The following is a 24900-nucleotide window of genomic DNA, read 5'->3' as shown; positions in this document are numbered from 1 at the left end:
CGCCCCGTGTGAATCGCGCACCCGCGCCGGGCCCGCGCACGCGCTCCCCGCGCGCGGGGGCGTGCGGTCCACTGGTCCACGTGCCCCGCGCGGGATGACGGCTCCCGCTCGGCAAGGGCCGCCGGTCTTTCGTATTCCCCGCCCTCGATCGGCGGCCCAGGCACTCTCCCGGGCACTCCTGCGGGCGCTCCCGTCGCCCTGTTCACGCAGGCGCAACACCCGTTCCCACTATGCGGACACCCGCTGTCGTGAACTGGACAAACCGGCGCTTTCGCTGCCACTCTCCGGCCATGCGTCTCGTCCCCCGTGCCCAGCGCCGTGTCCTCGCGGCCGCCACCGTCGCCCTCCTCGCCACCGCCGTGGGATGTGCTCCCCAGCCGGACGACAAGGCCGGCGCGACCCCCTCCGGTTCGTCGTCCGGCGCCGCGTGCGCGAAGGGGGCGCTCGCGACCACGGCCTCCGGGAAACTGACCGTCGGCACCGACACGCCCGCGTACGAGCCGTGGTTCAAGGACGACAAGCCGTCCAACGGCCAGGGTTTCGAGTCCGCCGTCGCCTACGCGGTGGCGCAGCGGCTCGGTTACGGCAAGAGCGCCGTCGTCTGGCAGACCGTGCCGTTCAACAAGGCGTTCACGCCCGGGGTGAAGACCTTCGACTTCGACATCAACCAGGTGTCGATCAGCGACGAGCGCAGGAAGGCCGTCGACTTCTCGTCCGGCTACTACGACGTCCGCCAGGCCGTGATCGCGCTCAAGGGCACCAAGGCCGCGCAGGCGAAGAGCCTCGCCGACCTGAAGGGCCTCAAGCTGGGCGCCCAGGTCGGCACGACGAGCCTGGAGTACATCCAGGACGTGGTGAAGCCGGGTCGGGAGGCCGCCGCGTACGCCGAGAACGACCAGGCCAAGGCCGCCCTGCAGAACAAGCAGGTCGACGCGATCGTCGTGGACCTGCCGACCGCGTTCTACATCACCGGCGCCGAGATCACCGACGCCACGATCGTCGGCCAGTTCGAGAACCGGGGCGGCGCTCCCGAGCAGTTCGGGCTGGTCCTCGACAAGGGCAGCGCGCTCACGCCCTGTGTGACGGCCGCCGTGGACGCCCTGCGCAAGGACGGCACGCTGGCGAAGCTGGAGCAGCAGTGGCTGTCCGACGCGGTCGACGCCCCGGTGCTCAAGTGACGCTCACCAAGGCCGAGGAGGGGCACGCGTACATCCCGTCGGAACGCCGGCTGGAGCGGGAGCGCTACCGGCGCGCGCGTGCGCGCAGGGCGACGGCGATCGCCGCGCTGTCGACGCTCGTCGTCGGTGTGGCGCTCTACCTGGTCGTCGTCAACGCGCCGGGCTGGCAGCGCACCAAGGAGACGTTCTTCGACGGGCACTACGCGCGCGAGGCGCTGCCGAAGGTCCTCGAAGGGCTGTGGCTGAACCTGCGGCTGCTGGTGGTCTGCGGGGCGGCCGTCCTGGTGCTCGGGATGCTCATCGCCATCGCGCGCACGCTGCGCGGCCCGGTGTTCTTCCCGCTGCGGGTCCTCGCCGCTGCCTACACGGACTTCTTCCGGGGCCTGCCGCTGATCATCAACCTGATGATCGTCGTCCTGGGCGTCCCCGCGCTGCGCCTGCAGGGCGTGACGGTCGATCCGGTGCTGCTGGGCGGTACGGCGCTGACGCTGACGTACTCGGCGTACGTCGCGGAGGTGTTCCGCGCGGGCATCGAGTCCGTGCACCCCTCGCAGCGCGCGGCGGCCCGTTCGCTGGGGCTGACGAACCGGCAGGCGCTGCGGCACGTGGTGCTGCCGCAGGCGGTGCGCCGTCAGGTGCCGCCGCTGCTGAACGACCTGGTGTCGCTCCAGAAGGACACCGGTCTGGTGTCGATCGGCGGTGCGATCGACGCGGTGCGCGCGGCGGACATCATCGTCGGGCGGAGCCTGAACTACACGCCGTACATCGTCGCGGGGCTGCTGTTCGTGGCGCTGACGATCCCGATGACCCGGTTCACGGACTGGGTGACGGCGCGGATGGACCGTCAGCGGTCCCAGGGAGGTACGGCATGAGCGGCGGGCCGGTGCTGCGGATGGAGTCCGTGCGCAAGACGTTCGGCGGATCCGTCGTCCTCAGGGACGTCGATCTGGAGGTCGCCCCGCACACGGTGACCGCGCTCATCGGGGCCTCCGGGTCGGGCAAGTCGACGCTGCTGCGGTGCGCGAACCTGCTGGAGGACATCGACGACGGCGCGATCTGGCTGGACGGCGAGGAGATCACCGACCCGCGCGCGGACCAGGACGCGGTGCGGCGCCGGATCGGCGTGGTCTTCCAGTCGTACAACCTGTTCCCGCACATGACGGTCCTGGAGAACATCACGCTCGCCCCGCGCCGCGTCCACGGCGTGCCCCGCGAGGAGGCCGAGGAGCGGGCCGGGGAGCTGCTGGAGCGCCTCGGGCTGGCCGACAAGGCGTCCGCCTACCCGGACAGGCTCAGCGGCGGCCAGCAGCAGCGTGTGGCGATCGTGCGGGCCCTCGCGGTGCGGCCCCGGCTGCTGCTCCTCGACGAGATCACCGCCGCCCTCGACCCGGAGCTGGTGGGCGAGGTCCTGAACGTCGTCCGGGACCTGAAGGGCGACGGGATGACGATGGTGCTGGCCACCCACGAGATGGGCTTCGCGCGCGAGGTCGCCGACCAGGTCTGTTTCCTGGACGGCGGGGTCGTGCTGGAGCGCGGGAGTGCCGAGCAGATCTTCGGCGCCCCGCAGGAGGAGCGCACCCGGCGTTTCCTGCGGCGGATCGTGGAGGCCGGCCGCCTGTAGCCCGGTAAGGGGCGTCGGCCTGGACGGCGCCCCTTACGCGAAACGAGAACGACCCGTCACGCGCGCGCCGTGCCCGCCCCGGCCAGCGCCGCGACCCGCTCCACCCCGAACGCGTACCCCTGCACCCCGCACCCCGCGATCACCCCGTCCGCGCGCAGGGAGACGTACGAGTGGTGCCGGAACGTCTCCCTCTGGTGGATGTTGGAGATGTGGACCTCGATGACCGGCAGTCCGTCGCAGGTGTTGAGGGCGTCGAGGATCGCGACGGAGGTGTGCGAGTAGGCGCCGGGGTTGATGACGATCCCGCAGTGGTTCAGCCGTGCCTCGTGGATCCAGTCGACGAGTTCGCCCTCGTGGTTGGACTGCCTGAGGTCGACCGTGCCGCCGTGCACGGCCGCCGCCTTGGCGCACAGGGCCTCGACGTCCGCGAGCGTGTCGGACCCGTAGATCTCCGGCTGGCGCTGCCCCAGGAGGTTCAGGTTGGGGCCGTTGAGGATCATGATCGGGGCGTTGGCCAGGGTGCGGGGCACGGTTCCTCCGGTCCGGTCGGGGCGGCCCGGCGAGGCCGCCGCTCACCCCCGGTTTATCACGGTGCGCCGTTCGGGTGAGGCCCGTAACGTGCGGCTATGGCAGCTCCCGTGTATCCGCCCAAGCCGTCTCCCGGTGACCGTGTCGCCGTCGTCTCCCCGGCCGCCGGGCTGCCCGGTCTCTTCCCGCGCCCCTTCGACCTCGGACTCGCGCGCCTGCGCGAGGAGTTCGGTCTCGTCCCGGTCGAGTACCCGACGACCCGGCGGATGGGCGCCACCGCGCGCGAGCGCGCCGCCGACCTGCACGCGGCCTTCGCGGACCCGGAGATCAAGGCGGTGATCGCGTCGATCGGCGGCGACGACCAGATCACCGTCCTGCCCTTCCTGGACCGCGAGCTGATCCGCGCGCACCCGAAGCCGTTCTTCGGGTACAGCGACAACACCAACCTGCTGGCCCACCTGTACAGCACGGGGATCGTCGGCTACCACGGCGGAAGCGTCATGGTGCAGTTCGGCCGCCCGCTCGCCATGGACCGCGAGACCGCCGACTCCCTGCGCGCGGCCCTGTTCACCTCGGGCCCCTACGAGCTGCGCCCGGCCGCCCGCTGGAGCGACGTCGAGGGCGACTGGGCCGACCCGGAGACCTTCGCGCGGGCCCCGCGGACCCGCCCCGGCACCGGCTGGACCTGGCGCAACGCCGACCGCGTGGTGGAGGGCCGCAGCTGGGGCGGCAACGTGGAGACCCTCTGCGGGCTCCTGATGGCCGACCGCGAGATCGCCGCGGACCCTTCGGCGTACGACGGCGGCGTGCTCTTCCTGGAGACGTCCGAGGAACTCCCCAGCGCCTCGACGGTCTTCCGCGTCCTGCGCGGCATGGGCGAGCGCGGCCTCCTGAGGCACTTCCCGGCGCTTCTGACGGGCCGGGCGAAGACCTGGTCCTTCGAGCACCCGAACGGCCCTCAGGCGAGCGCACAGTACGCCGCCGACCAGCGCGCGGCCGTCGAGGAGGCGCTGAAGACGTACGCCCCGGACACGATGGCCGTCTTCGACGTCGACCTCGGCCACACGAACCCTCAACTCGTCATCCCCTACGGCGGTGTCGTACGGGTCGACGGTCCCGCGCGGCGGATCACCGTGACCTACTGACGCGCCCCCGCGTGCTCCGCGCGCCCGCGTGACTCACGGTGGTCAGGGCTGGTTGACGCGATATGCAGCCTGTACGCACGGTGACATCACCGTCCCCGCCCTCCATGCCCCGGCTCGCCGCCGCCTCGCTCGCGGGGACGGCCATCGAGTTCTACGACTTCTCCGCCTACGGGACGGCGGCGGCGCTGGTCCTGGGGCCACTGTTCTTCCCGACGTTCTCGCCCCTCGCGGGCGCGCTGGCGGCCTTCGGGACGTTCGCGGTCGGGTTCGTCGCACGCCCCTTGGGGTCGATGCTGTTCGGGCACGTCGGCGACCGCTACGGGCGGCGTCCGGTGCTGGTGGTGTCGCTGCTCCTGACGGGCGCCGCGACGGTCGCGGTCGGCTGCGTCCCGTCGTACGCCTCGATCGGGGTGGCCGCGCCGGTGCTGCTGCTCGTGCTGCGGTTCCTCCAGGGGCTGGGGCTCGGCGGGGAGTGGGGCGGGGCGGTGCTGCTGACGGCGGAGCACGCGCCGGCCGAACGGCGCGCACTGTGGTCGAGCTTTCCGCCGGTGGGAGGCGCCGTAGGGTTCGTGCTCGCCAACGGGGTGATGCTGGGCCTGTCGGCGGGCCTCTCGCAGGCGCAGTTCGCGTCCTGGGGGTGGCGGGTGCCGTTCTGGGCCGCCGGGGTGCTCGCGCTCGTGGGGCTGTGGCTGCGGTCGTCCCTCACGGAGAGCCCCCGGTTCCTGGAGATCGACGACCACGCGCGCGTGCCGCTCGTCGAGGTGTTCGTCCGCCACTGGCGGCGCCTCCTGCTGACGGCCGGCGCGCTGGCCGCCGGGTACGCGGTCTTCTACACGGTGACGACCTGGTCGCTCGCCTACGCGACGGAACGGCTCGGCGTGAGCCGTACGGTCATGCTGACGTGCGTCATGACCGCCGTCGTCGTGCAGGGGGCGCTCACCCCGCTCGCGGCTCATCTGGGAGACCGCTTCGGGAGGCGGCCGCTGTGCATGACCGGGTGCGCGGCGACGGTGCTGTGGATGTTCCCGGCGGTCGCGCTCCTGGCGACCGGTGAGCCGCTGCCGATGTTCGCCGGGGTCCTGGGGGCGCTGCTCGCGTTCACCCTGATGTTCGCCGCGATCGGGGCATATCTGCCGGAACTCTACGAACCGCGCGTCCGCTGTACGGGTGCGGCGGTCGGCTACAACCTCGGCGGGGTGCTCGGGGGCGCGCTCACCCCGGTCGTCGCGACGGCGCTGGCCGAGGGGTCCGGCCAGGTGCCGTGGGGAGTGGCGGCGTATCTGGCGGTGGTGGCGCTGGTGAGCCTCGGCTGCTTCGCGCTGCTGCCGGAGACCCGGCCGGTGGCGGCCGTCCGGGAGGTGGCCGCGCGGGGCGTCACGGGTTGACGGCCAGCTCCAGATAGGCGGCGAACAGCACGAGGTGCACGCCCCCTTGGAGCGGCGTGGCCCGTCCGGGTACGACGGTCAGGGAGCCGACGACGACGGTCAGCGCGAGCAGCACCATATGGGTCGAGCCGAGCCCGAGGACGAGCGGCCCGGACAGCCACACGGAGGCGAGGGCGACCGCCGGGATCGTCAGCCCGATGCTCGCCATGGCCGAGCCGAGCGCGAGGTTCAGGCTGGTCTGGACGCGGTCGCGGCGGGCGGCCCGCAGCGCGGCGATGGTCTCGGGGAGCAGGACCAGCAGGGCGATGACGACACCGACGACCGCGTGGTGCAGCCCCGCCGACTCGACGCCCGACTCGATCGTCGGCGAGACGCCCTTGGCGAGGCCCACCACGCCGATCAGCGCGAGGCCGAGCAGCCCGAGGCTGACGTAGGCGGTGCGGACGGTCGGCAGGTCGGCGTGGTCGTCGGCGTCGAGGACGTCTCCGTCGTGGGTGACCGGCAGGAAGTAGTCGCGGTGGCGGACGGTCTGGGTCGCCACGAACAGGCCGTACAGGACGAGGGACGACAGCGCGGCGAAGGTGAGCTGGACCGTGGAGAACTCCGGGCCGGGCTTGCTGGTCGTGAACGTCGGCAGGACGAGGCTGAGCACGGCCAGGGTCGCGACGGTCGCGAGGGCGGCGCCGGTGCCCTCCGGGTTGAAGACCGCCGTGCCGTGCCGCAGGGAGGCGACGAGCAGGCACAGGCCGAGGATGCCGTTGCAGGTGATCATCACGGCGGCGAAGACGGTGTCCCGGGCGAGCGTGGAGCTCTTGTCGCCGCCGTCCACCATCAGGGTGACGATCAGGGCGACCTCGATGATCGTGACGGCGACCGCGAGGACCAGGGAGCCGAAGGGTTCGCCGACCCGGTGGGCGATGACCTCGGCGTGGTGGACCGCCGCGAGGACGGCTCCGGCGAGGACCAGGGTGACCAGGGCGACGACCGCGCCGGGGAGGTCACGGCCCCAGGTGAGGGCGAGAAGGATGACCGCGAGGACCGGCACGATCGTCGTCCACCGCGTGGTGAGCGTCCGAAGCCCAGTGATCATGCGGCGATCGTCGCAGACGGGGTGGCGGGGTGCATGTGGAGCTCCAGAGGAGGGCGGGCGCGGGAAAGTGGTGCCCCGGCACGCTGCCGGGACACCACTCGGGCGGTACGGGGATCAGCTGCTGATGCTGTCCTTCGGCGTGGACTCGGTGCCGGACTCGCTGCCGCCCTGCGCCGCCTCGGCCGCCTCCTGCTTCCTGGAGGCCCGCAGGCTCGTGATCGTCGTGATGACCAGGACCCCGCAGATGACGCCCAGGGAGACCGGGATGCTGATCACCGGGACGTGGACGCCCGACTCGTGCAGGGCGTGCAGGACGAGCTTGACGCCGATGAAGCCGAGGATGACGGAGAGGCCGTAGCTGAGGTGGACCAGCTTGCGCAGCAGGCCGCCGAGGAGGAAGTACAGCTGGCGCAGGCCCATGAGGGCGAAGGCGTTGGCGGTGAAGACGATGTACGGGTCCTGGGTGAGGCCGAAGATCGCGGGGATCGAGTCGAGCGCGAACAGGACGTCCGTGGTGCCGATCGCGAGGATGACGACCAGCATCGGGGTCATGACCCGCTTGCCGTTCTCCTGGATCCACAGCTTCGTGCCGTGGTAGCGGTCGGCGACGCCGAAGCGCTTCTCGGCGGCCTTGAGGAGCTTGTTCTCCTCGAACTCCTCGTCCTCCCCGTCGGCCCGCGCCTCCTGGATGAGCTTCCAGGCGGTCCAGATGAGGAAGGCGCCGAAGATGTAGAAGACCCAGGAGAAGTTGGCGATGATCGCGGCGCCGGCGGCGATGAAGATCGCCCGCAGGACCAGGGCGATGAGGACGCCGATGAGCAGGACCCGCTGCTGGTACTGCGAGGGGACCGAGAACTTCGCCATGATCAGGATGAAGACGAAGAGGTTGTCGACGCTGAGCGACTTCTCGGTGATGAACCCGGCGAAGAACTCCCCGGAAGGCTCACCGCCGCCGAATATCGCGAGTCCGAGGCCGAAGAGCGCGGCCAGGGCGATCCAGACGACCGTCCAGATCCCCGCTTCCTTGATGGACACGTCGTGCGGTTTGCGGCCGATGAAGAAGTCGACCGCGATGAGGGCGCTGAGGCCCACGATCGTCAGGACCCACAGGGTCAAGGAAACATCCACTGCTGTGCCTCCGGCAGTACGTAACGGCAGATACTCAGCGTCGCGTCGCGCTGCCGGAGGTCTCTTCCACCCACTTGTGGGCCGACGCCCCGGGATCTGGCCTGATCCGTATTGACGGGTACGCCGCAGTTGTCAGGGAGTACTCCCCTCCGTACGGAAAACAGTACCCCAATCACCAAGGAACGGTAAAGCGATTGGCAAAAGAAAGATCAAAAACGCAGGTCAGGGCGTTTTACCGAGGCTTGGTGCGGGCGGCCGCGACCTGCGCGAGAACCTGCCGGAGCACCCCGCTGCCGGGCGGCACGAGCGCCGGTTCGTACGTCCACGCGTGCCCCACCCACGGGTCGGCGAGATGGTCGTCGGCCACTGGCGTCAGCCGCAGCAGGGAGCGCCACAGCGGGTCGAGGAGCGGGCCGTACGCGGACGCGTCCTCCCGGTCGGCGACCATCATCAGGTGCACGCCGACGCCCGGGCCCTCGTCCGCGAGGTAGCGCAGTTGCGTCACCGCCCGGTCGTCGAAGCCGTGCGGGAAGTCGTTCACGACGAGGAGCTGGTGCGCGGGGTCGAAGTCCGGCGGCAAGGCGTCCGGGGCACCGCCGCGCACCGCCATCTGCACCAGGTCGACGCGCCGCGTGAGCCGCCCGAGGACGTCCGCCACCCCGGCGGCGCCCACGGCCGGCGGCCCGGCCAGCACGCCCGCCCCCACCAGCGGGGCCAGGGACGACGCCGCCGCGCCCGCCGCGTCCACGACGTGCACCGTGAACGCGCCCGCCGGGTGCGCCGCGAGGAGCCGGGCCACATGGGCGACGGCCGTGTCCATCGCGAGCCGCCGCACGTCGTACGCGTCGACCGTGCCGTCCGCCGGGCCGCTCGCGCCGCTGTCGATCCACAGGCCGCGCTCCAGGGGCAGCCTGACCAGCATCGGGATGCGCAGCCGCTCGCTCTCGGGCAGCCGCAGATCGCCCAGGCGCAGGGCCATGGGGAGTTCCTCGGGGACGCGGTAGGCGTGCCAGACGGGGTTGTCCCAGCCCGCGTAGGACGGCGGCAGCGCGGGTTCGACGACGTCCGACTCGGCGACGAGCTGCGCCAGGTCCCGGTCGAGCACCTCGCGCGCCTGGTCCATCAGCTGGGTGTGCTTGGCGCGGGCCGCCTCCCGCGCGGCGTCGGCCTGCCCGCCCATGCGGGCGCGCGGGTCCGCGAGCGCCTCGTCCAGCTCGCGCTCCATGCGCGTGTCCGCGAAGTCGACGGCGCTGCGGTACGCGGCGGTCGTGCGCGCGTAGTCCTCGAACATGCCCCACACCTGGTTGTAGAGCCGCTCCTCCATCGACCACCCCGTCGCGTCCCCCGCGACGGGCCGCGCGGGCTGCCCCGGGGAGGCCGGGGGCGCGGCCGGCGGGGGCGGCGGAGGGGTCGTGCGGCGGCCGGGGTGGGTGTAGTCGACGGGGCCGCCCGCCGGGGCGTTCGGCGCGTTCTGCGGGCTGTAGAGCCCGGCTCCCTGCGGAGGTGCGGCGGGGTGGTCGTCGTAGGGGCTGCCGTACGGGCCCGCCGGCGCCGTCGGGCGGGTGTCGTACGGCGTCGTGTTCTGGTCCGGGGTGAGGGGGGCCGGGACCGGCGGGGTGGGGGCGGTGGCCTGCTGGATCGTGGACGCGACCTGGTGGGCCTGGGGCAGGCCCTGGTCGGCGAGGAGTTCGGCGAGGCCGCCCGCGTAGCCCTGGCCGACGGCGCGGACCTTCCAGGCGCCCTGGCGGCGGTACAGCTCCACGGCGACGACGGCCGACTCGGCGTCCAGGCCGGTGAGGGTGAACGTCGCGAGGTCGGTGCCGTCGGCGCCGGCGACCGCGACGAACGGGGCGGCCGAGGCGCCGAAGCGGACGGCCCCGGAGCCCGTGGGCAGCGCGATCAGGACGTGCACGCGGTGCGCGCGCTTTGGTACGGCGTCCAGGTCGACGGCGATGCGGTGCTCGGCGGCGGCCCGGTGAGGGACGTCCAGGCCGGGCAGGGCGGGGGCGCCGGGGTGGGCGACCCACTCGGGGCCGGGGACCCGCCCCTGGTCGTCCCCCAGCGTGACCCCGGCCACGACCGGGGCCCCGGCCGAGACCCTGATCACCAGGCGGACCTGGGAGAGCGGATGGTTCTGCCCCCGCGTCAGCTCGGCCGTCATCGCCTGTCGTCCCCCTGTGTCGTGCTGTGTGGTTGTGGTGCTACGGGCCTCAGAGGACCGGCTGGATGGCCGGCATGAGGTCCTGGAAGGTGCGGCCGTTGGCCGGGGTGCCGATGGCGGTCATCGACCAGCCCTGGCCCACGCGGTGCACCTTGGCCATGATCTGGGCGGTGTAGTTGCCGCCGCCCGCGAGGGTGTAGCGCGCCAGCTCCTGGCCGTTGGTCTCGTCGACCAGGCGGCAGAACGCGTTCTGCACCTCCTGGAAGGTCTGGCCCGTGAAGGAGTTGACGGTGAAGACGATCTGGTCGATGTGGACCGGCACGCGCGAGAGGTCGACGAGGATCGCCTCGTCGTCCCCGCCCTGGCCGACGCCGCCGACCAGGTTGTCGCCGGTGTGGCGCACGGAGCCGTCGTCGCTCACGAGGTGGCGGAAGAAGACGACGTCGACCGGCTGCTGGTCGGCGAAGAGGACCGCCGAGGCGTCGAGGTCGATCTCACGGGTGCGGGAACCGAACAGGCCGCGCCGGGGGGCCGCCTGCCAGCCGAGACCCATCCGCACCGCGCTCAGGCTGCCTCCGTCGTTCTTCTGAAGACTGATGGCCTGACCCTTGGTCATGTTGACGGTCACGAGCTGATTCCCCTCTCGAACTTCCCCTGTTCCCGCGGGCTGCGCGGATGTTCCAGAACCCTACGCAAGGGCACTGACAGTGCCGTACCCGGGAGCGCGTTTTGTGTCGGTCTTGCAACACAGCGCGTACGGCGCGGCGCTCCCGGATACGCGGGTCAGGCGAGACCCGCCTCCTTCATCTGGCGCAGTTCCTTCTTCATCTCGGAGACCTCGTCCCGCAGCCGGGCGGCGACCTCGAACTGGAGGTCTGCCGCGGCGGCGCGCATCCGCTCGGTCATCGCCTCGATCTGCTCGGCGAGGTCGGCGGCCGGCGTGTCCGTGGGGACGGTGTCCTTGGCCCTGCCCTTGGCCGCCTTGGTGGACTTGGCGCCCTTGAGGGCCTTGTCGCCGAGCGAGGGCACCGGCGCCTTGGTGCCGCGGCCGTCCTTCTTCGCGCGGTAGCCGCTGCCGAGGAGCTGTTCGGTGTCGACCTCCTCGCGCGCGATCTGGGCGACGATGTCGTTGATCTTCTTGCGCAGCGGCTGCGGGTCGATGCCGTTCGCCGTGTTGTAGGCGACCTGCTTCTCCCGGCGCCGGTTGGTCTCCTCGATGGCGCGCTCCATCGCAGGGGTGATCCGGTCGGCGTACATGTGGACCTGTCCGGAGACGTTGCGCGCGGCGCGGCCGATGGTCTGGATCAGGGAGGTGCCCGAGCGCAGGAAGCCCTCCTTGTCGGCGTCGAGGATCGCCACGAGGGAGACCTCGGGCAGGTCGAGGCCCTCGCGCAGGAGGTTGATGCCGACCAGGACGTCGAACTCGCCGGCGCGCAGTTCACGCAGCAGCTCGATCCGGCGCAGGGTGTCGACGTCGCTGTGCAGGTAGCGGACGTGGATGCCGAGTTCGAGGAAGTAGTCCGTGAGGTCCTCGGCCATCTTCTTGGTGAGGGTCGTGACCAGGACGCGTTCGTCCTTCTCGACGCGGCCGCGGATCTCGTGCACCAGGTCGTCGATCTGGCCCTCGGTGGGCTTGACGACGACCTCGGGGTCGATGAGGCCGGTGGGGCGGATGATCTGCTCGACGGCGCCGTCCGCGCGCGAGAGCTCGTACTTGCCGGGGGTCGCCGACAGGTAGACCGTCTGCCCGATGCGCTCCTGGAACTCCTCCCACTTCAGGGGGCGGTTGTCGAGCGCCGAGGGGAGGCGGAAGCCGTGGTCGACGAGGGTGCGCTTGCGGGAGGCGTCGCCCTCGTACATCGCGCCGATCTGCGGGACCGTGTTGTGCGACTCGTCGATGACGAGCAGGAAGTCGTCCGGGAAGTAGTCCAGGAGGGTGTTGGGCGGGGAGCCCGGTTCGCGGCCGTCGAAGTGCATCGAGTAGTTCTCGACGCCGGAGCAGGAGCCGATCTGGCGGAGCATCTCCAGGTCGTAGGTCGTGCGCATGCGCAGGCGCTGGGCCTCCAGGAGCTTGCCCTGCTTCTCCAGTTCGGCGAGGCGCTCGCCGAGTTCCTTCTCGATGTCGTTGGCGGCGCGCTCCAGGCGCTCGGGGCCCGCGACGTAGTGGGTGGCCGGGAAGACGTGGAGCTGCTGGTCGTCGCTGATGATCTCGCCGGTCAGCGGGTGGAGCGTGGAGAGTGCCTCGATCTCGTCGCCGAACATCTCGATGCGGACGGCCAGTTCCTCGTAGACCGGGAAGATCTCGATGGTGTCGCCGCGCACCCGGAACGTCCCGCGCGTGAAGGCGAGGTCGTTGCGCGTGTACTGGATGTCGACGAAGCGGCGCAGCAGGTCGTCCCGGTCGATCTCCTCCCCGACCTTCAGACGGACCATGCGGTCCACGTACTCCTGCGGGGTGCCGAGGCCGTAGATGCACGAGACGGAGGCGACCACGACGACGTCCCTGCGGGTGAGCAGCGAGTTCGTCGCGGAGTGGCGCAGGCGCTCGACCTCCTCGTTGATCGAGGAGTCCTTCTCGATGTAGGTGTCCGACTGGGGGACGTACGCCTCGGGCTGGTAGTAGTCGTAGTACGAGACGAAGTACTCGACCGCGTTGTTCGGGAGCAGTTCGCGGAACTCGTTCGCCAACTGGGCGGCCAGGGTCTTGTTCGGCGCCATGACGAGCGTGGGGCGCTGGAGCTTCTCGATCATCCACGCGGTGGTGGCGGACTTGCCGGTGCCGGTCGCGCCGAGGAGGACGACGTCCTTCTCACCGGCCTCGATGCGCTGGGCCAGCTCGGCGATGGCCGCCGGCTGGTCGCCGCTGGGCTGGTAGGGGCTGACGACCTCGAAGGGCGCCACCGTACGTTCGATGCTGGAAACGGGCCGCATGCCACCCACCGTACGACCCCCCACTGACAACGGGGTCCCATCAGGGGTTTTACGGGTCAGCGGTTCTGCGGGGCGCGGACTTCCTGGCGGGCGGTGCGGCGGCGGGCGCGCACGCTCGGGCGGCGGCCGGTGTGGTGTCCGGCCGGGTGGGCGGGGACGCCGGGCTTGTGCTCGACGGGGGGTACGGCGGGTCTGCCCATGACCATCAGGGGGTCGAAGACGACGACGACCGCGGCGAGCGCCAGGAACGCGAGGGGGCCGATCAGCATGGGGGCGAGGAGGGAGGCGGGCGAGTCGCCGGAGGTGGTGTCACCGGAGTGCACGTGGACGCTGAGGGCGGCCATGCCGGTGTAGTGCATGCCGGTGACGGCGAGGCCCATGACGAGGCTCGCGCCCACGCTCCACAGGAAGCCTCTGACCTGTCCGGCGGCCCACAGGGCGGCGGTCGCGGCCCCCATGGCGATCGCGACGGACGTCGCGACGGTGAGCGTGTTGTACTCCAGCCTGCCGTTGAGCTGCATGCCGGCCATGCCCAGGTAGTGCATGGAGGCGATGCCGAGGCCGGTGATCGTCCCTCCGGTGAACAGGGCGGTTCCCGACGCCCCCTTGTAGCCGACGATGAAGATCCCGATGCCGACCATGAGGATCGCGACGCCGAGGCTCGCGTACGTGAGGGGCTTGTCGTACCGGATGGGTGCGCCCTGGACGGTGAATCCCATCATGGCGACGAAGTGCATCGTCCAGATGCCGGAGCCGATCGCCGCCGCGCCGAGGGCGAGCCAGCCGGGGCGCCAGGAGTGGGAGACGAGCAGGGCTCTGGTCGTACAGCGCAGACCGAGGGCGCCACCGAGGCAGGCCATGAAGTAGGCCACCAGAGGGGTGACGAGTCCGTAGCTGAATCCGTCGACCGTGCCTTGCATGCGGGGTTGCCCTTCCGCCCTGTTGATGATTTTCCCTGGAATGCGCCCCTTCCCAGGACCGCCGAGCGGTCAGGGTTGACGCAGAGAGTATGACCCCCACCGGAATGGTCGAACGATTTTCCGGCAAAGAAACACGCCCTTGCCCCACTTGTGCGCCTGGGGTGAGCGCGTGTGGCTGTCTCCATTCATTCTGTGGCCATCCGCGGTCTCCTCCCGCGCCGCCCCTGTGATGTCACAGTGAATCCCTACGTGATCACAGGAAGCGAGGAGTCGTCATGCACGCGCGCGTAGCCGCCGTTACCTCCACCGCTCTTCTGGGAGCCGCCGCGGTTCTCCTGGCGCAGGCCCCCGAGGCGAGCGCGGCAGCCCGTCCCGCACCCGTCGTCGTGGCCCACCGGGGCGCCTCCGCGCAGGCGCCCGAGAACACGCTCGCCGCCGTCGACAAAGCGGCCGAAATGGATGTCGCCTGGGTCGAGAACGACGTCCAGCGGACAAAGGACGGCGAACTCGTGGTGATCCACGACGACACGCTGCGGCGCACCACCAATGCGGCGAAGATCTTTCCGGACCGGGCCCCGTGGAAAGTGAAGGACTTCACCGCCGCGGAGATCGCCCAGCTCGACGCGGGGAGCTGGTTCGGGCCCGCGTTCGCGGGTGAGCGGGTGCCCACGCTCAAGCAGTTCGTGAACCGCCTCGACACCCACCGGCAGAAACTCCTCCTGGAGATCAAGAATCCCCAGCTCTATCCCGGTATCGAGCAGCAGATCATCAAGGTGCTCGGCAACGAGGGGTGGCTCAGCCCCTGGCATCTGAACAGCCGTCTGATCGTGCAGAGCTTCGACGCCGCGAGCCTCCGTACGGTGCACGGCCTCAGGCCGGCCGTCCGCACCGGGTTCCTCGGTACGCCCGCCGTGGCCGATCTGCCGTCCTACGCGCGGTTCGCCGATCTGATCAATCCCTCGCACACCACGGTCACGAGTGACTACGTCGCCGCCGTGCACGCGCTGCGGGGGCCGCACCACCGGCGGCTCCAGATGTACGTCTGGACGGTCGACGACGCCGTCAACGCGCGCAAGGTGGCCGGGTTCGGGGTGGACGGCATCATCACGAACAAGCCGGACGTGGTGCGGGACGCCCTGTCCTGGGGGTGAGGGGGCGTTGTCAGTGGTGCGCCGTACCGTGGGGGCATGAGCGGTGACGGGGAGTTCGGGCAGCGGGTCGTGTGGACCGTCGTGGACAGCGGGATCGGTCCGCTGCTCCTGGCGGCGACCGGCGAGGGGCTGGTGAACGTCGTGTTCCACGCGACGGACGCGGTGCGGGAGCGGGCGCTGGAGCGGCTCGGGGAGCGGCTGGGGGCGGTCCCGGTGGAGGCGCCCGGCTCGCCCGTGCTGGCCGAGGCGGTCCGGCAGGTCGAGGAGTACTTCGCCGGCCGCCGCCGGGACTTCGCGCTGCCGCTGGACTGGTCGCTGATCTCCGGCTTCAACCGGCGGGTCCTGCGCGAGCTGGCGGCCGGGGTGCCGTACGGCGCGGTCGTCGGGTACGGCGACCTCGCGCGGCGCGTGGGGCAGCCGGAGGCCGCGCAGGCGGTGGGAGCGGCGATGGGCTCCAACCCGCTGCCGGTGGTGGTGCCCTGTCACCGGGTCGTGGAGCGCGACGGCGGGATCGGCGGGTTCGGGGGCGGGCTGGAGACCAAGCGGCGGCTGCTGGCCCTGGAGGGGGTGCTGCCGGAGCCGCTGTTCTGACCGGCGCGGGCGGCCCGTCAGTCGTAGTGCCGGGCCTCCACCACGTTCCCGTCGGGGTCGCGGAAGTAGAAGCTGCGCGGGGCCTTGCCGCGGGCCCCGAAGGAGCCGTGGGCGACGGAGGAGACGGGGACGGCGAGGGATTCCAGGCGGGCGCGGAGGGCGTCGTAGGCGGGGGCGGGGAGGGCCAGGCAGAGGTGGTTGACGGGGTGGCCCGCGCTGGCGGCGGAGTCGGGAAGCATGCGCATCTGAGGCGCCATGGTGAGGGGCATGAGGTCGAGGAGGGTGTCGTCGTTGACCCGTACGGACGGGAAGGGGGCCTCGCCCGCGGTGAACTCGGGGAGTCGTACGGGTTCGAGGCCCACCGTGCGCGCGTAGAAGCCCGCGGCGGCGACGGGGTCGCGTACCCAGAGCACGACGTGGTCGAGACGTGCGGAGTTGTCCGTCATGCGTCCAAGGCTGGTGGTGTCTCCCACAGGCCGCAAGGGTTTGACCGGCCAGGAGGGTCGCCAGAGATGAGAGGAGAGCGACCGACAGGAGGCGGGCCCATGGTGCTGGTGGTGTCGGAAGAGGTACGGGACGCGCTCGCGGCGGGCCGGCCCGTCGTGGCGCTGGAGTCGACGATCATCGCGCACGGGCTGCCCCGGCCGCGCAACCTCCAGGTGGCGCGCGAGCTGGAGGACGTCGTCCGCGCGCAGGGCGCCGTACCGGCGACCGTCGCCGTGCTGGACGGGCAGCCGCGCGTGGGGCTCGACAAGGAGCAGTTGGAGCGGATCGCCAACAGCGACGGCATCCGCAAGCTGGGCCATCGGGACCTGCCGCTCGCGGTGGCCACCGGGGCGAGCGGGGCGACGACCGTCTCGGCGACCGCGCAGCTCGCCGCGCTGGCCGGGGTGCGGGTGTTCGCGACCGGCGGGCTCGGGGGCGTGCACCGGGAGTGGACCCTCACCCAGGACGAGTCGGCCGACCTCGGGCTGCTGGCGCGCACGCGGATCACCGTGGTGTGCGCGGGCGTCAAGTCCATCCTGGACGTGCCCGCGACGCTCCAGCGCCTGGAGACGCTCGGCGTGGCCGTCGCCGGGTACGGCACCGACCGCTTCCCCGGCTTCTACCTGTCCGACTCGGGGCACCCCGTCGAGTGGACGCTCCGTACGCCCGGCGAGGTCGCCGGGGTGATGCGGGCCCAGGATCTCCTCGACGGGCCGGGGTCCGCCCTGATCGTCGCCAACCCCGTCCCCAGGGACCAGCAGTTGGAACCGGCCCTCCACGCGCGCGTGCTCGCCGACGCCCTCGGCGCCTGCGAGGCGGAGAACATCACCGGCCAGGCCGTCACGCCCTTCCTCCTCGACTACCTCGTCCGCCACACCGACGGGGCGTCCCTGGAAGCCAACCTGGCGGCCGTACGCGGCAACGTACGGCTCGCGGGACGCATCGCGGCGGCCTGGGCGGGGGATTGAGGGGGCGGGCTTCGGGCGCCGGTGTGTCCGGGGGCCACGGCGGGCTGCTGGTCGTCGGGGACGTCGTCACCGACGTGGTCGCGCGGTACCGGGGACCGCTGGCCGTGGGGACCGACACGGCGGCCGTCGTACGGCGGCTGCCGGGCGGGGCGGGGGCCAATGTGGCGTGCTGGGCGGCCTCCTGGGGAGGCGGGGACGTGCGGCTGCTGGGGCGGGTGGGGGTGGCGGAGGCGGCCTGGCACGAGCGGGAGTTGGTGGCGTGCGGGGTACGGCCGCACCTGGTCGTCGATCCGGACGCGCCGACCGGGACGGTGATCTGCCTCGTCGACTCGGGGGCGGCGGCCGAGCGGACGTTCCTCACGGACAGCGGCGCGGCGTTGCGGCTGGACGCCGGGGACTGGTCGGAGGGGCTGCTCGACGGTGTCGTACGGATGCATCTGTCGGGTTATCTGCTCTTCTCGTCCGGCGGGCGTGAGCTGGTCCGGGTCGCTCTCGCGTCCGCACGCGCGCGAGGTGTGCCGGTGAGCGTCGATCCCGCGTCGGCGGGGTTCCTCGCGGAGCTGGGCGTCGAACGGTTCCTGGAACTCGTGGACGGCGTCGACGTGCTGCTCCCGAGCCGCGACGAGGCGTGCCTCCTCACCGGCCTGCCGGACACGGCCGACGCCGCGGTCAAGCTCAGTCGCCACTTCCCCCTCGTCATCGCCAAGGACGGCCCGCACGGCGCCCTCGTGGCCCGCGCCGGCACCCTCCTCGCGCACGTCCCCGCCGTCCCCGCACAGCCCCGCGACACCACCGGCGCGGGCGACGCCTTCACCGGCGCCTTCCTCGCGGCCCTGCTCACCGGCGCCCCGCCGGAAGCCGCCGCGGCAGAGGGCTGCCGGGCCGGCGCACGCGCGGTGGAGGTGGTGGGGGCCCGGCCGGCGGGGCGATAGGGGAACGTTCCGGTACCCGCCTACCCCTTCCTCCCCCACGCCGAGATCATCGGTGCCGTGGCCAGGTCCATCTGTCCTGACGCCACGTTCGCGAGGTGGCGGTCGATCTCCTCGTCCGTCGCGAGGCCCGCGGCGAGGAGTTCCGGGCGCAGGTGGCGGATCGTGGCGGATTCGAGGGTGGCGCAGGCGGGGGAGGCGACGGGGAAGTACGCGTCGGCCTCGACGCGGTGCAGGCCGGCCTCGCGCAGGAGGCGGGGCAGACGGCGGCCGTAGGCGAGGTCGGCGCCGCGGTCCGCGAGGAGGGTGCGGAAGGCGTTGCGCAGGCGGTTGGCCAACTGCTGCGCGGGGCCGTGCTCGTCGGGGCACAGGAGCGGCTGGAGGGCGGGGTCGGCATCCTCGATCAGGAGCCGTCCGCCGGGGCGCAGGGCCTTGATCATGGAGCGCAACGCCCGTTCGCGGTCGGGGACATGGACGAGTACGAGCCTGGCGTGGACGAGGTCGAAGCCCTCCCCCGGCGGCTCCTGTACGCCGACGTCGTGGACGCGGACCTCGATGGGCGGGCGCGCGGCGCGCGCGAGGTGGGTGGTGTCGATGTCGGTGGCGAGGACCCGGCCGGTGGGTCCGACCTTCTTGGCGATCCAGGAGGCGACGGAGGTGCCGCCCGCGCCGACCTCCCAGCAGCGCCAGCCGGGTCCGATGCCGAGCGCTTCGAGGTGGCGGAAGGTGGTGGGGTCGAAGAGCGTGGCGAAGGCGTCGAAGCGTTCTGCGGCCTCGGCCCGCCGGTTGTCGAGGAGATACCCGTCGGTTCGCGTCATGATCGGATCATCCCATTTACCCTGGTTCCCGGAGGGGGTCGACGCGGCCGGAAATCCGCTCCCCGCATGGCTTCCGGTGCCGGGGGAAGAGAGTTGTCCACAGGCGGGCCGGAAGCGGAATCGGAGTTGTCCACAGGCTTACCCGACCCTTGCGCCGACCTGGCACACTGGCCAGCCAGACGCGGGAAACGCGGTGTACGGGGAGCCGGCGAGGAGATCCACATGACCATGGCGGGGAATCTGCGGAAGGTCACCGGCCTGGGCAGGGTCGGCGGTCTGCGCCGGGTGGCCCGGCTGGCGCGGCGGCGCGCGAAGGTCGATCTCAGCCATCCCGCGCGCTCGCCGCTGGGCTCCTCGGTGGTGAACTGCGTGACGTACCTGGACGGTGTGCGGGCCCCGTCCGGCGCGGATCTGGTGGAGACCGTGGAGCGGGTCCGCAAGAAGGGCCACGGCTTCGTCTGGCTGGGGCTGCACGAGCCGACGAACGCGGAGTTCGCGGGCATCGCCGAGCTGTTCGACCTGCACCCGCTGGCGGTCGAGGACGCGGTGGAGGCGCACCAGCGCCCGAAGGTGGAGCGGTACGGCGAGACGCTGTTCGCGGTCTTCAAGACGGTCTGCTACGTGGAGCACGAGCAGTTGACGGCGACCAGCGAGGTCGTCAACACCGGCGAGATCATGGTGTTCGCCGGCCCGGACTTCGTGATCACCGTCCGGCACGGCCGGCACGGCTCGCTGGGCCCGCTGCGCGAGGAGCTGGAGTCCGACCCCGTCCAGCTCGCCAAGGGCCCCGCCGCGGTGCTGCACGCGGTCGCGGACCACGTGGTGGACGACTATCTGCACGTCACGGACGCGTTGCAGGCCGACATCGACCAGGTGGAGACGGACGTCTTCGCGGCGGACGGCGCCCGGGCCGATCCGGGCCGGATCTACCAGCTCAAGCGTGAACTGCTGGAGCTGAAGCGGGCGGTGGTGCCGCTGGGCCGTCCGCTGCTGGACCTCGCGGACCGTCCGGCGCGGGTGGTCGACCCGGAGATACAGGCGTACTTCCGGGACGTCTCGGACCACCTCCAGCGCGCCACCGAGCAGATCGCCGCCTTCGACGAACTGCTGAACTCGATCCTCCAGGCTCATCTGGCGCAGGTGACGGTCGCGCAGAACGAGGACATGCGGAAGATCACGGCGTGGGCCGCGGTGATCGCGGTGCCGACGATGGTGTGCGGGATCTACGGCATGAACTTCGACCACATGCCGGAGCTGCGCTGGAGGTTCGGGTACCCGCTGGTGCTGGGGGTGATCGTCACGGCGTGTCTGTCGCTGTACCGGGGCTTCCGGCGCAACGGCTGGCTGTGAGGACGGCCGGCCGGTGCGCCGGAGGCACGGTGCGGTTCAGCCGCGGGCGTAGACGCTCTCGGCCCAGGAGGCGATCTGGCTCTCGGTGAGGTGCTGGGCGAGGTCGGCCTCGCTGATCATGCCGACGAGGCGCTTGTTCTCGATCACGGGGAGCCGGCGGATCCGGTGCCCCTGCATCTCTTCGAGCACCTCGCTGACGTCCGCCCCGGCGTCGATCCAGCGGGGTGTGCCCTGGGCCATCTGGCCGGCGGTCACCTGGGCGGGGTCGTGCCCCATGGCGACGCAGCCGACGACGATGTCGCGGTCCGTGAGGATGCCGCAGAGCCGGTCGTCCGCGTCGCTGATGGGCAGCGCTCCGACGTCGAGGTCGCGCATCAGCTGGGCGGCACGGTCGAGGGTCTCGTGCTCGGGGATCCACTGGGCGCCCCGGTGCATGATGTCTCCGGCGGTGGTCATGGACAGCCTCCCTGGCCGGACGGCCGGCACGGCGCGGACGCGCCGCTGTCCCGGCGCCCTACATTCTCGCCGCGCGCCGGGCGGGCCGCATGTCCGCGCGGCGGGTGCCCGGCGCCGGGCAGGTCAGGGCAGGTCAGGCGCATCGGAGGAGCGCCTCAGGCCGAGAACCCCACGACCTTCTCCGGGACGACCCGGATGACCACCCTGCCCTCGTCCTCCTTCTCGGCGGGCGGGTCGATGCCGAGGTATTTGTGCGCGAGGTCGCGCGGGAGCCGCTTCTCGGGGTCCGGGAGAATCTCGGCCCGGCCCCGGATCTCGACCGAGCTGTAGGGGTTCGCGAGGTCGAAGACCGTGATGCTGATGCGCGGGTCACGGCGCAGGTTGCGCACCTTCTGCCGGTTGTCCACGGAGGTCAGCAGGACGAAGTCGCCGTCGCGCTTCATCCAGACCACGGAGTTGTGCGGGGCGCCGTCGGCGCCGAGGGTCGCCACGGACGCGAAGTTCTTGCCGTCGAGGAGGGCGCGGACGGAGTCGTCGAAGGAGATCGTCATGCCGCCACCCTAGTTACATGCACGTGCATATAAAAGAGCTTCGGCCGACTCTCCCCCGCCTGTTCGCTCTCAGCCGTTCCACGCGGGGTGGCGGGGGTCGTCCGCACGCACCAGGACGTCCGCGCCCGACGCCGGGTCGGTCTCCCGCTCGTACCGCTCGAAGGCGGGCAGCGTCCACTGCTCACCCTCGGGGGTGCGGCGGCGCAGGGAGCCCGGCGAGAGGCGGACATGGACGCTGAGGTCGAAGGGGAACCAGTGCCGCAGCAGAAGCGGGCCATGGAGCAACAGGAGTCCGCCGGGCGGGAGTTCGACGTACGGGCTGCGGGTCGCGCGGTCGGTCGCCGGGTCCCACAGGTCGGGCAGGATCCGGCCGGTGCCGCCGGGTTCGAGGGGGCCGAAGACCTCCCGCCACAGCGCGCGGGTGTCGAACCAGCCGTCGTAGTAGGCGTCCACGTCGTGGTGCCCGTACTCGAAGCGGAGGGAGGCGGGCCGCAGGAAGCCGTGCGTGTCGACGACACGGGAGGGCCGGCCACGCGCCCTCAGCCCCTCCGCGACCCGCGCCGCGAGGTCTCCCGGGCGGGCCGCCGGGGCACCGTCGAAGGCGATGCGCGGCCAGGGGCTGCCGTCTGTCGGTTCCAGATCGAACAGTCGCTCCGCCAGGAGGTCGGCGAGCCGGTCCCAAGTGATCGCTTCTAGTCGCACAGAGGTCATGATGCGTCAGAGGCGGTCGGCGACGGGCTCCGGGGCGGAGACGGCCGTCCGGCCGTGGCCGCGCTCGCCGCGGCGCGTGTCGCCGATCCTGTCCGGGGCATCACTTGTGGTGACGGTGCAGGTGGGGCAGGATCTCGGCGGCAGACGGGGGGTTGACGTTCATGGTGGACGGGCCGTACGCGGCGATGGCGGTCGCCGGGGTGTTGGTGACCGGTGTCATGGCGGGCGTGTTCGCGGCGTTCTCGGTGCTGGTCATGCGGGGACTGCGGGCGCTGCCGGCGGCGCAGGGGGTGGCCGCGATGAACGCGATCAACAGGGCGGCGCTGACCTCGGGGTTCATGTGGCTGTTCCTCGGCGCGGCGGTGGTGTGCGCGGTGGTCGCGGTGGTGACGTTCGTGCTGTGGCCGACCGCCGGGCGGGTCGAGTTGCTGCTGGGCAGCGGGCTGTACCTGGTGGGGGCGTTCGGGGTGACCGTGACGGCGAACGTGCCGCGCAACGAGAAGCTGCGCGGGCTCGGCGCGGAGTCGGCGGAGGGGCTCGCCTACTGGCCCGCCTACCTGCGGGAGTGGACGTTGTGGAACCACGTCAGGACGGTCGCCTCGGGCGCGGCGGCCCTGTCGTACGTCCTGGCGTTGGCCTGAGCTTTACGCTCTGCGCGAGCGTCGGGGGCGTCGTATCGTGGCGGAAAGGTGCCGTCGTACGGCGCCCGCACGCGCAAGCCCCCGAGGAATTCAGCCATGGCGGACCCCAAGGGATTCATGCGCACCCCCCGTCAGGACTGGCCGCGCAGGCCCGTCGCGGAGCGGGTGCGGGACTGGGACGAGGTGTACGTGCCCGGGGCGCTGCTGCCCGTCGTGAGCGCGCAGGCCGACCGGTGCATGGACTGCGGGATCCCGTTCTGCCACGACGCCTGTCCGCTCGGGAACCTGATCCCGGAGTGGAACGACCTGGTGTCCCGCGCGGACTGGCGGGCCGCGAGCGAGCGGCTGCACGCGACGAACAACTTCCCCGAGTTCACCGGCCGGCTGTGCCCGGCGCCGTGCGAGGCGGGGTGCGTGCTCGCGATCGACCAGCCCGCCGTGACCATCAAGAACGTCGAGTGCGCGATCGCCGACCGGGCCTGGGAGGAGGGGCTCGTGGCGCCCCGGCCGCCCGACCGGCTCTCCGGGCGGACGGTCGCGGTCATCGGCTCCGGACCCGCCGGACTCGCCGCCGCGCAGCAGTTGACGCGAGCCGGTCACACCGTCGTCGTGTACGAGAAGGACGACCGGCTCGGCGGACTCATGCGGTACGGCATCCCCGAGTTCAAGATGGAGAAGCGCCACCTGGAGCGCCGTATCGATCAGATGCGGGCCGAAGGGACGAAGTTCCGGACATCCGTGGTCGTCGGGCGGGACGTGGAGGCGGCTCGGCTGCGGGCGCGGTACGACGCGGTGGTGATCGCCACGGGGGCTTCGGCGTGGCGGGAACTTTCGGTGCCGGGCCGGAAGTTGGAGGGGATACATCAGGCCATGGAGTATCTGCCGCCGGCCAACCGGGTGTGCGAGGGGGAGCCGGAGGTCTCCCCGCTGTCGGCCGCCGGCAGACAGGTGGTGATCGTGGGCGGAGGTGACACAGGGGCGGACTGCCTGGGGACGGCGGTGCGGCAAGGGGCCGCGTCCGTCACGCAGTTGGACATCTACGGCCGGCCGGGGGACGACCGGGACGCGGACGCCGACCCGTGGCCGACGTACCCGAGGGTCTACCGGCTCTCCGCCGCGCACGAGGAGGCGGGCGAACTCGGTACGGCGCCCGCGGCGGACGCCGACGCGCGGCTCTTCGCGGCGTCCACGCTCCGCTTCACCGGCGACGGACAGGGCCGGGTCGCCGCCCTGCACCTCGTCGAGGTCGACGCACACCGCCGCCCGGTGACCGGCGCGTCCCGCGCCCTCCCCGCCGACCTCGTCCTCCTCGCCCTCGGCTTCTCCGGTCCCGACGTCTCGGACGGCCTGCTCGACCAGCTCGGCGTCACCCTCGCGCCGCGCGGCACGATCGCCCGCGGGCGCGACTTCTCGACGACCGCCCCCGGTGTCTTCGCCGCCGGGGACGCCGCGCGCGGGCAGTCCCTGATCGTGTGGGCCATCGCGGAGGGCCGGTCGGTGGCGGCATCCGTCGACCGCTATCTGACGGGCGCCTCGACCCTGCCGGCCCCGATCGGCCCGGACGACCGGCCGAGGGCCGTGTGAGGGGGGCCGTTCCCCGTGCCGGAGCCGGGCGCGGCCTCCCGTGGCGCGTTCAGCGTTCGTCCGTGCCCGCCACCTTGCCCGTCGCCAGGGCCACCCGGTTCCAGGTGTTGATCGTGCAGATCAGGCCGATCAGCTGGGCCAGTTGCGTGTCGTCGAAGTGGGTCGCGGCCTCGGCGTAGACCTCGTCGGGGACACCGCCCCGGGGGAGGGTGAGGGCCTCGGTGAGGGCCAGGGCCGCGCGCTCCTTCGGGGTGTAGAAGTGGCGGGCCTCGCGCCAGAGGGGGACGAGGTGGAGGCGGTCCTCGTTCTCGCCGGCCTTGCGGGCGTCGTTGGTGTGCATGTGGAGGCAGTAGGCGCAGCCGTTGAGGTGCGAGGCGCGGATCTGGACGAGTTCGACGAGGGCCGGGTCGAGTCCCTCGCGGGCGGCCATGCCGAGGGCGACGACGGCGCGGAAGGTCTTGCGGGAGGCGGTGGCGAAGTCGAGGCGGGTGCGGCCGGCCTCGGCGGCGGCGATACCGGAGTCGATGTCGGTGGCGGTGAGGGCGTCCGGCGTGTTCGTGTGCGTCGTCATGCCTCG

General features: G+C 71.9%; 25 protein-coding genes. 12 read left to right on the top strand and 13 right to left on the bottom strand.

The features are described 5' to 3' along the window. The first annotated feature begins 290 nt into the window (after window positions 1-290). From ACLZOT_RS04100 to ACLZOT_RS04090, 3 genes are read left to right on the top strand one after another with little or no spacing between them, the layout of a single operon-like run. Window positions 291-1178 (top strand): ABC transporter substrate-binding protein, encoded by an 888-nt coding sequence (locus ACLZOT_RS04100; protein ID WP_416967301.1) that lies wholly within the window; start codon window positions 291-293, stop codon window positions 1176-1178. Then, on the top strand, window positions 1175-2050 hold the full coding sequence (locus tag ACLZOT_RS04095) for an amino acid ABC transporter permease (protein ID WP_416967300.1): 876 nt from the start codon (window positions 1175-1177) through the stop codon (window positions 2048-2050). The genes ACLZOT_RS04100 and ACLZOT_RS04095 overlap by 4 nt, the downstream gene beginning before the upstream one ends. Continuing rightward, complete coding sequence (locus ACLZOT_RS04090) at window positions 2047-2799, top strand: amino acid ABC transporter ATP-binding protein (RefSeq protein WP_416967299.1); 753 nt, start codon at window positions 2047-2049, stop codon at window positions 2797-2799. The genes ACLZOT_RS04095 and ACLZOT_RS04090 overlap by 4 nt, the downstream gene beginning before the upstream one ends. Window positions 2800-2855: 56 nt before the next feature. On the opposite strand, the gene aroQ is transcribed toward ACLZOT_RS04090, so the two are convergent. Further along, a complete protein-coding gene (aroQ, locus tag ACLZOT_RS04085) occupies window positions 2856-3329 on the bottom strand; it encodes a type II 3-dehydroquinate dehydratase (protein ID WP_416967298.1) in 474 nt (157 codons plus the stop codon). Window positions 3330-3425: 96 nt separating this feature from the next. Between aroQ and ACLZOT_RS04080 the strand changes: the two genes are divergently transcribed. Continuing rightward, window positions 3426-4472: a S66 family peptidase gene (locus ACLZOT_RS04080; RefSeq protein ID WP_416967297.1), complete on the top strand. Its 1047-nt coding sequence runs from the start codon at window positions 3426-3428 to the stop codon at window positions 4470-4472. A gap of 104 nt (window positions 4473-4576) precedes the next feature. Then, window positions 4577-5857: an MFS transporter gene (locus tag ACLZOT_RS04075; RefSeq protein ID WP_416967431.1), complete on the top strand. Its 1281-nt coding sequence runs from the start codon at window positions 4577-4579 to the stop codon at window positions 5855-5857. Here the strand turns inward: ACLZOT_RS04075 and ACLZOT_RS04070 are convergent. The 6 genes from ACLZOT_RS04070 to ACLZOT_RS04045 all read right to left on the bottom strand — a co-directional run bounded on the left by ACLZOT_RS04070 (window position 5847) and on the right by ACLZOT_RS04045 (window position 14087). Further along, window positions 5847-6947, bottom strand: coding sequence for a calcium:proton antiporter (locus ACLZOT_RS04070; RefSeq protein ID WP_416967296.1), 1101 nt, complete (start codon window positions 6945-6947; stop codon window positions 5847-5849). The two genes, ACLZOT_RS04075 and ACLZOT_RS04070, sit on opposite strands and share 11 nt — an antisense overlap. A gap of 114 nt (window positions 6948-7061) precedes the next feature. Continuing rightward, window positions 7062-8075, bottom strand: coding sequence for a TerC family protein (locus ACLZOT_RS04065; protein WP_416967295.1), 1014 nt, complete (start codon window positions 8073-8075; stop codon window positions 7062-7064). A gap of 232 nt (window positions 8076-8307) precedes the next feature. Then, the gene (locus ACLZOT_RS04060; RefSeq protein WP_416967294.1) at window positions 8308-10236 is read right to left on the bottom strand and encodes a TerD family protein; all 1929 of its coding nucleotides are present in this window, start codon (window positions 10234-10236) and stop codon (window positions 8308-8310) included. 49 nt (window positions 10237-10285) lie between these two features. After that, window positions 10286-10864 carry a TerD family protein gene (locus tag ACLZOT_RS04055; protein WP_010352498.1) on the bottom strand — a complete coding sequence of 193 codons (579 nt, stop codon included), beginning with the start codon at window positions 10862-10864 and terminating at the stop codon, window positions 10286-10288. A gap of 155 nt (window positions 10865-11019) precedes the next feature. Further along, on the bottom strand, window positions 11020-13167 hold the full coding sequence (gene uvrB / locus ACLZOT_RS04050) for an excinuclease ABC subunit UvrB (protein WP_416967293.1): 2148 nt from the start codon (window positions 13165-13167) through the stop codon (window positions 11020-11022). A gap of 56 nt (window positions 13168-13223) precedes the next feature. Next, a complete protein-coding gene (locus tag ACLZOT_RS04045) occupies window positions 13224-14087 on the bottom strand; it encodes an MHYT domain-containing protein (RefSeq protein ID WP_416967292.1) in 864 nt (287 codons plus the stop codon). Window positions 14088-14362: 275 nt separating this feature from the next. On the opposite strand from ACLZOT_RS04045, the gene ACLZOT_RS04040 reads away from it, so the two are divergent. Together ACLZOT_RS04040 and ACLZOT_RS04035 are read left to right on the top strand one after the other, a co-directional pair. Next, window positions 14363-15238, top strand: coding sequence for a glycerophosphodiester phosphodiesterase (locus tag ACLZOT_RS04040; protein WP_416967291.1), 876 nt, complete (start codon window positions 14363-14365; stop codon window positions 15236-15238). Window positions 15239-15274: 36 nt separating this feature from the next. Continuing rightward, the gene (locus tag ACLZOT_RS04035) at window positions 15275-15829 is read left to right on the top strand and encodes a methylated-DNA--[protein]-cysteine S-methyltransferase (RefSeq protein ID WP_416967290.1); all 555 of its coding nucleotides are present in this window, start codon (window positions 15275-15277) and stop codon (window positions 15827-15829) included. A 17-nt stretch (window positions 15830-15846) separates the two neighbouring features. On the opposite strand, the gene ACLZOT_RS04030 is transcribed toward ACLZOT_RS04035, so the two are convergent. Continuing rightward, window positions 15847-16275 carry a VOC family protein gene (locus tag ACLZOT_RS04030; RefSeq protein WP_416967289.1) on the bottom strand — a complete coding sequence of 143 codons (429 nt, stop codon included), beginning with the start codon at window positions 16273-16275 and terminating at the stop codon, window positions 15847-15849. Window positions 16276-16374: 99 nt separating this feature from the next. Between ACLZOT_RS04030 and ACLZOT_RS04025 the strand changes: the two genes are divergently transcribed. Next, window positions 16375-17283, top strand: a complete 909-nt coding sequence (locus ACLZOT_RS04025; RefSeq protein WP_416967288.1) for a pseudouridine-5'-phosphate glycosidase — start codon at window positions 16375-16377, stop codon at window positions 17281-17283. A 23-nt stretch (window positions 17284-17306) separates the two neighbouring features. After that, on the top strand, window positions 17307-18215 hold the full coding sequence (locus ACLZOT_RS04020) for a carbohydrate kinase family protein (RefSeq protein ID WP_416967287.1): 909 nt from the start codon (window positions 17307-17309) through the stop codon (window positions 18213-18215). Between the two features lie 20 nt (window positions 18216-18235). Here ACLZOT_RS04020 and ACLZOT_RS04015 read toward each other — a convergent pair whose 3' ends face one another. Beyond that, entirely contained in the window at window positions 18236-19030 is a 795-nt protein-coding gene (locus ACLZOT_RS04015) for a methyltransferase (protein ID WP_416967286.1), read from the bottom strand. A 222-nt stretch (window positions 19031-19252) separates the two neighbouring features. Between ACLZOT_RS04015 and ACLZOT_RS04010 the strand changes: the two genes are divergently transcribed. Continuing rightward, complete coding sequence (locus tag ACLZOT_RS04010; protein WP_416967285.1) at window positions 19253-20380, top strand: magnesium and cobalt transport protein CorA; 1128 nt, start codon at window positions 19253-19255, stop codon at window positions 20378-20380. Between the two features lie 36 nt (window positions 20381-20416). Here ACLZOT_RS04010 and ACLZOT_RS04005 read toward each other — a convergent pair whose 3' ends face one another. The 3 genes from ACLZOT_RS04005 to ACLZOT_RS03995 form a co-directional block, all read right to left on the bottom strand. Then, the gene (locus ACLZOT_RS04005) at window positions 20417-20836 is read right to left on the bottom strand and encodes a CBS domain-containing protein (protein WP_416967284.1); all 420 of its coding nucleotides are present in this window, start codon (window positions 20834-20836) and stop codon (window positions 20417-20419) included. Between the two features lie 155 nt (window positions 20837-20991). Next, complete coding sequence (locus tag ACLZOT_RS04000; RefSeq protein WP_416967283.1) at window positions 20992-21387, bottom strand: PPOX class F420-dependent oxidoreductase; 396 nt, start codon at window positions 21385-21387, stop codon at window positions 20992-20994. Between the two features lie 69 nt (window positions 21388-21456). Further along, on the bottom strand, window positions 21457-22098 hold the full coding sequence (locus ACLZOT_RS03995) for a uridine kinase (RefSeq protein ID WP_416967282.1): 642 nt from the start codon (window positions 22096-22098) through the stop codon (window positions 21457-21459). Between the two features lie 161 nt (window positions 22099-22259). Between ACLZOT_RS03995 and ACLZOT_RS03990 the strand changes: the two genes are divergently transcribed. Next, a complete protein-coding gene (locus ACLZOT_RS03990; RefSeq protein ID WP_416967281.1) occupies window positions 22260-22739 on the top strand; it encodes a DUF1772 domain-containing protein in 480 nt (159 codons plus the stop codon). Between the two features lie 96 nt (window positions 22740-22835). Beyond that, on the top strand, window positions 22836-24323 hold the full coding sequence (locus tag ACLZOT_RS03985; RefSeq protein ID WP_416967280.1) for a glutamate synthase subunit beta: 1488 nt from the start codon (window positions 22836-22838) through the stop codon (window positions 24321-24323). 49 nt (window positions 24324-24372) lie between these two features. Here ACLZOT_RS03985 and ACLZOT_RS03980 read toward each other — a convergent pair whose 3' ends face one another. After that, window positions 24373-24894, bottom strand: a complete 522-nt coding sequence (locus ACLZOT_RS03980) for a carboxymuconolactone decarboxylase family protein (protein WP_416967279.1) — start codon at window positions 24892-24894, stop codon at window positions 24373-24375. Window positions 24895-24900 lie beyond the last annotated feature (6 nt).

It is taken from the genome of Streptomyces sp. 4F14, from assembly GCF_048159485.1.
Lineage (GTDB): Bacteria > Actinomycetota > Actinomycetes > Streptomycetales > Streptomycetaceae > Streptomyces.
The sequence above is the reverse complement of the archived record's forward strand: the minus strand, read 5'-3'. Positions and strand labels throughout refer to the sequence as shown.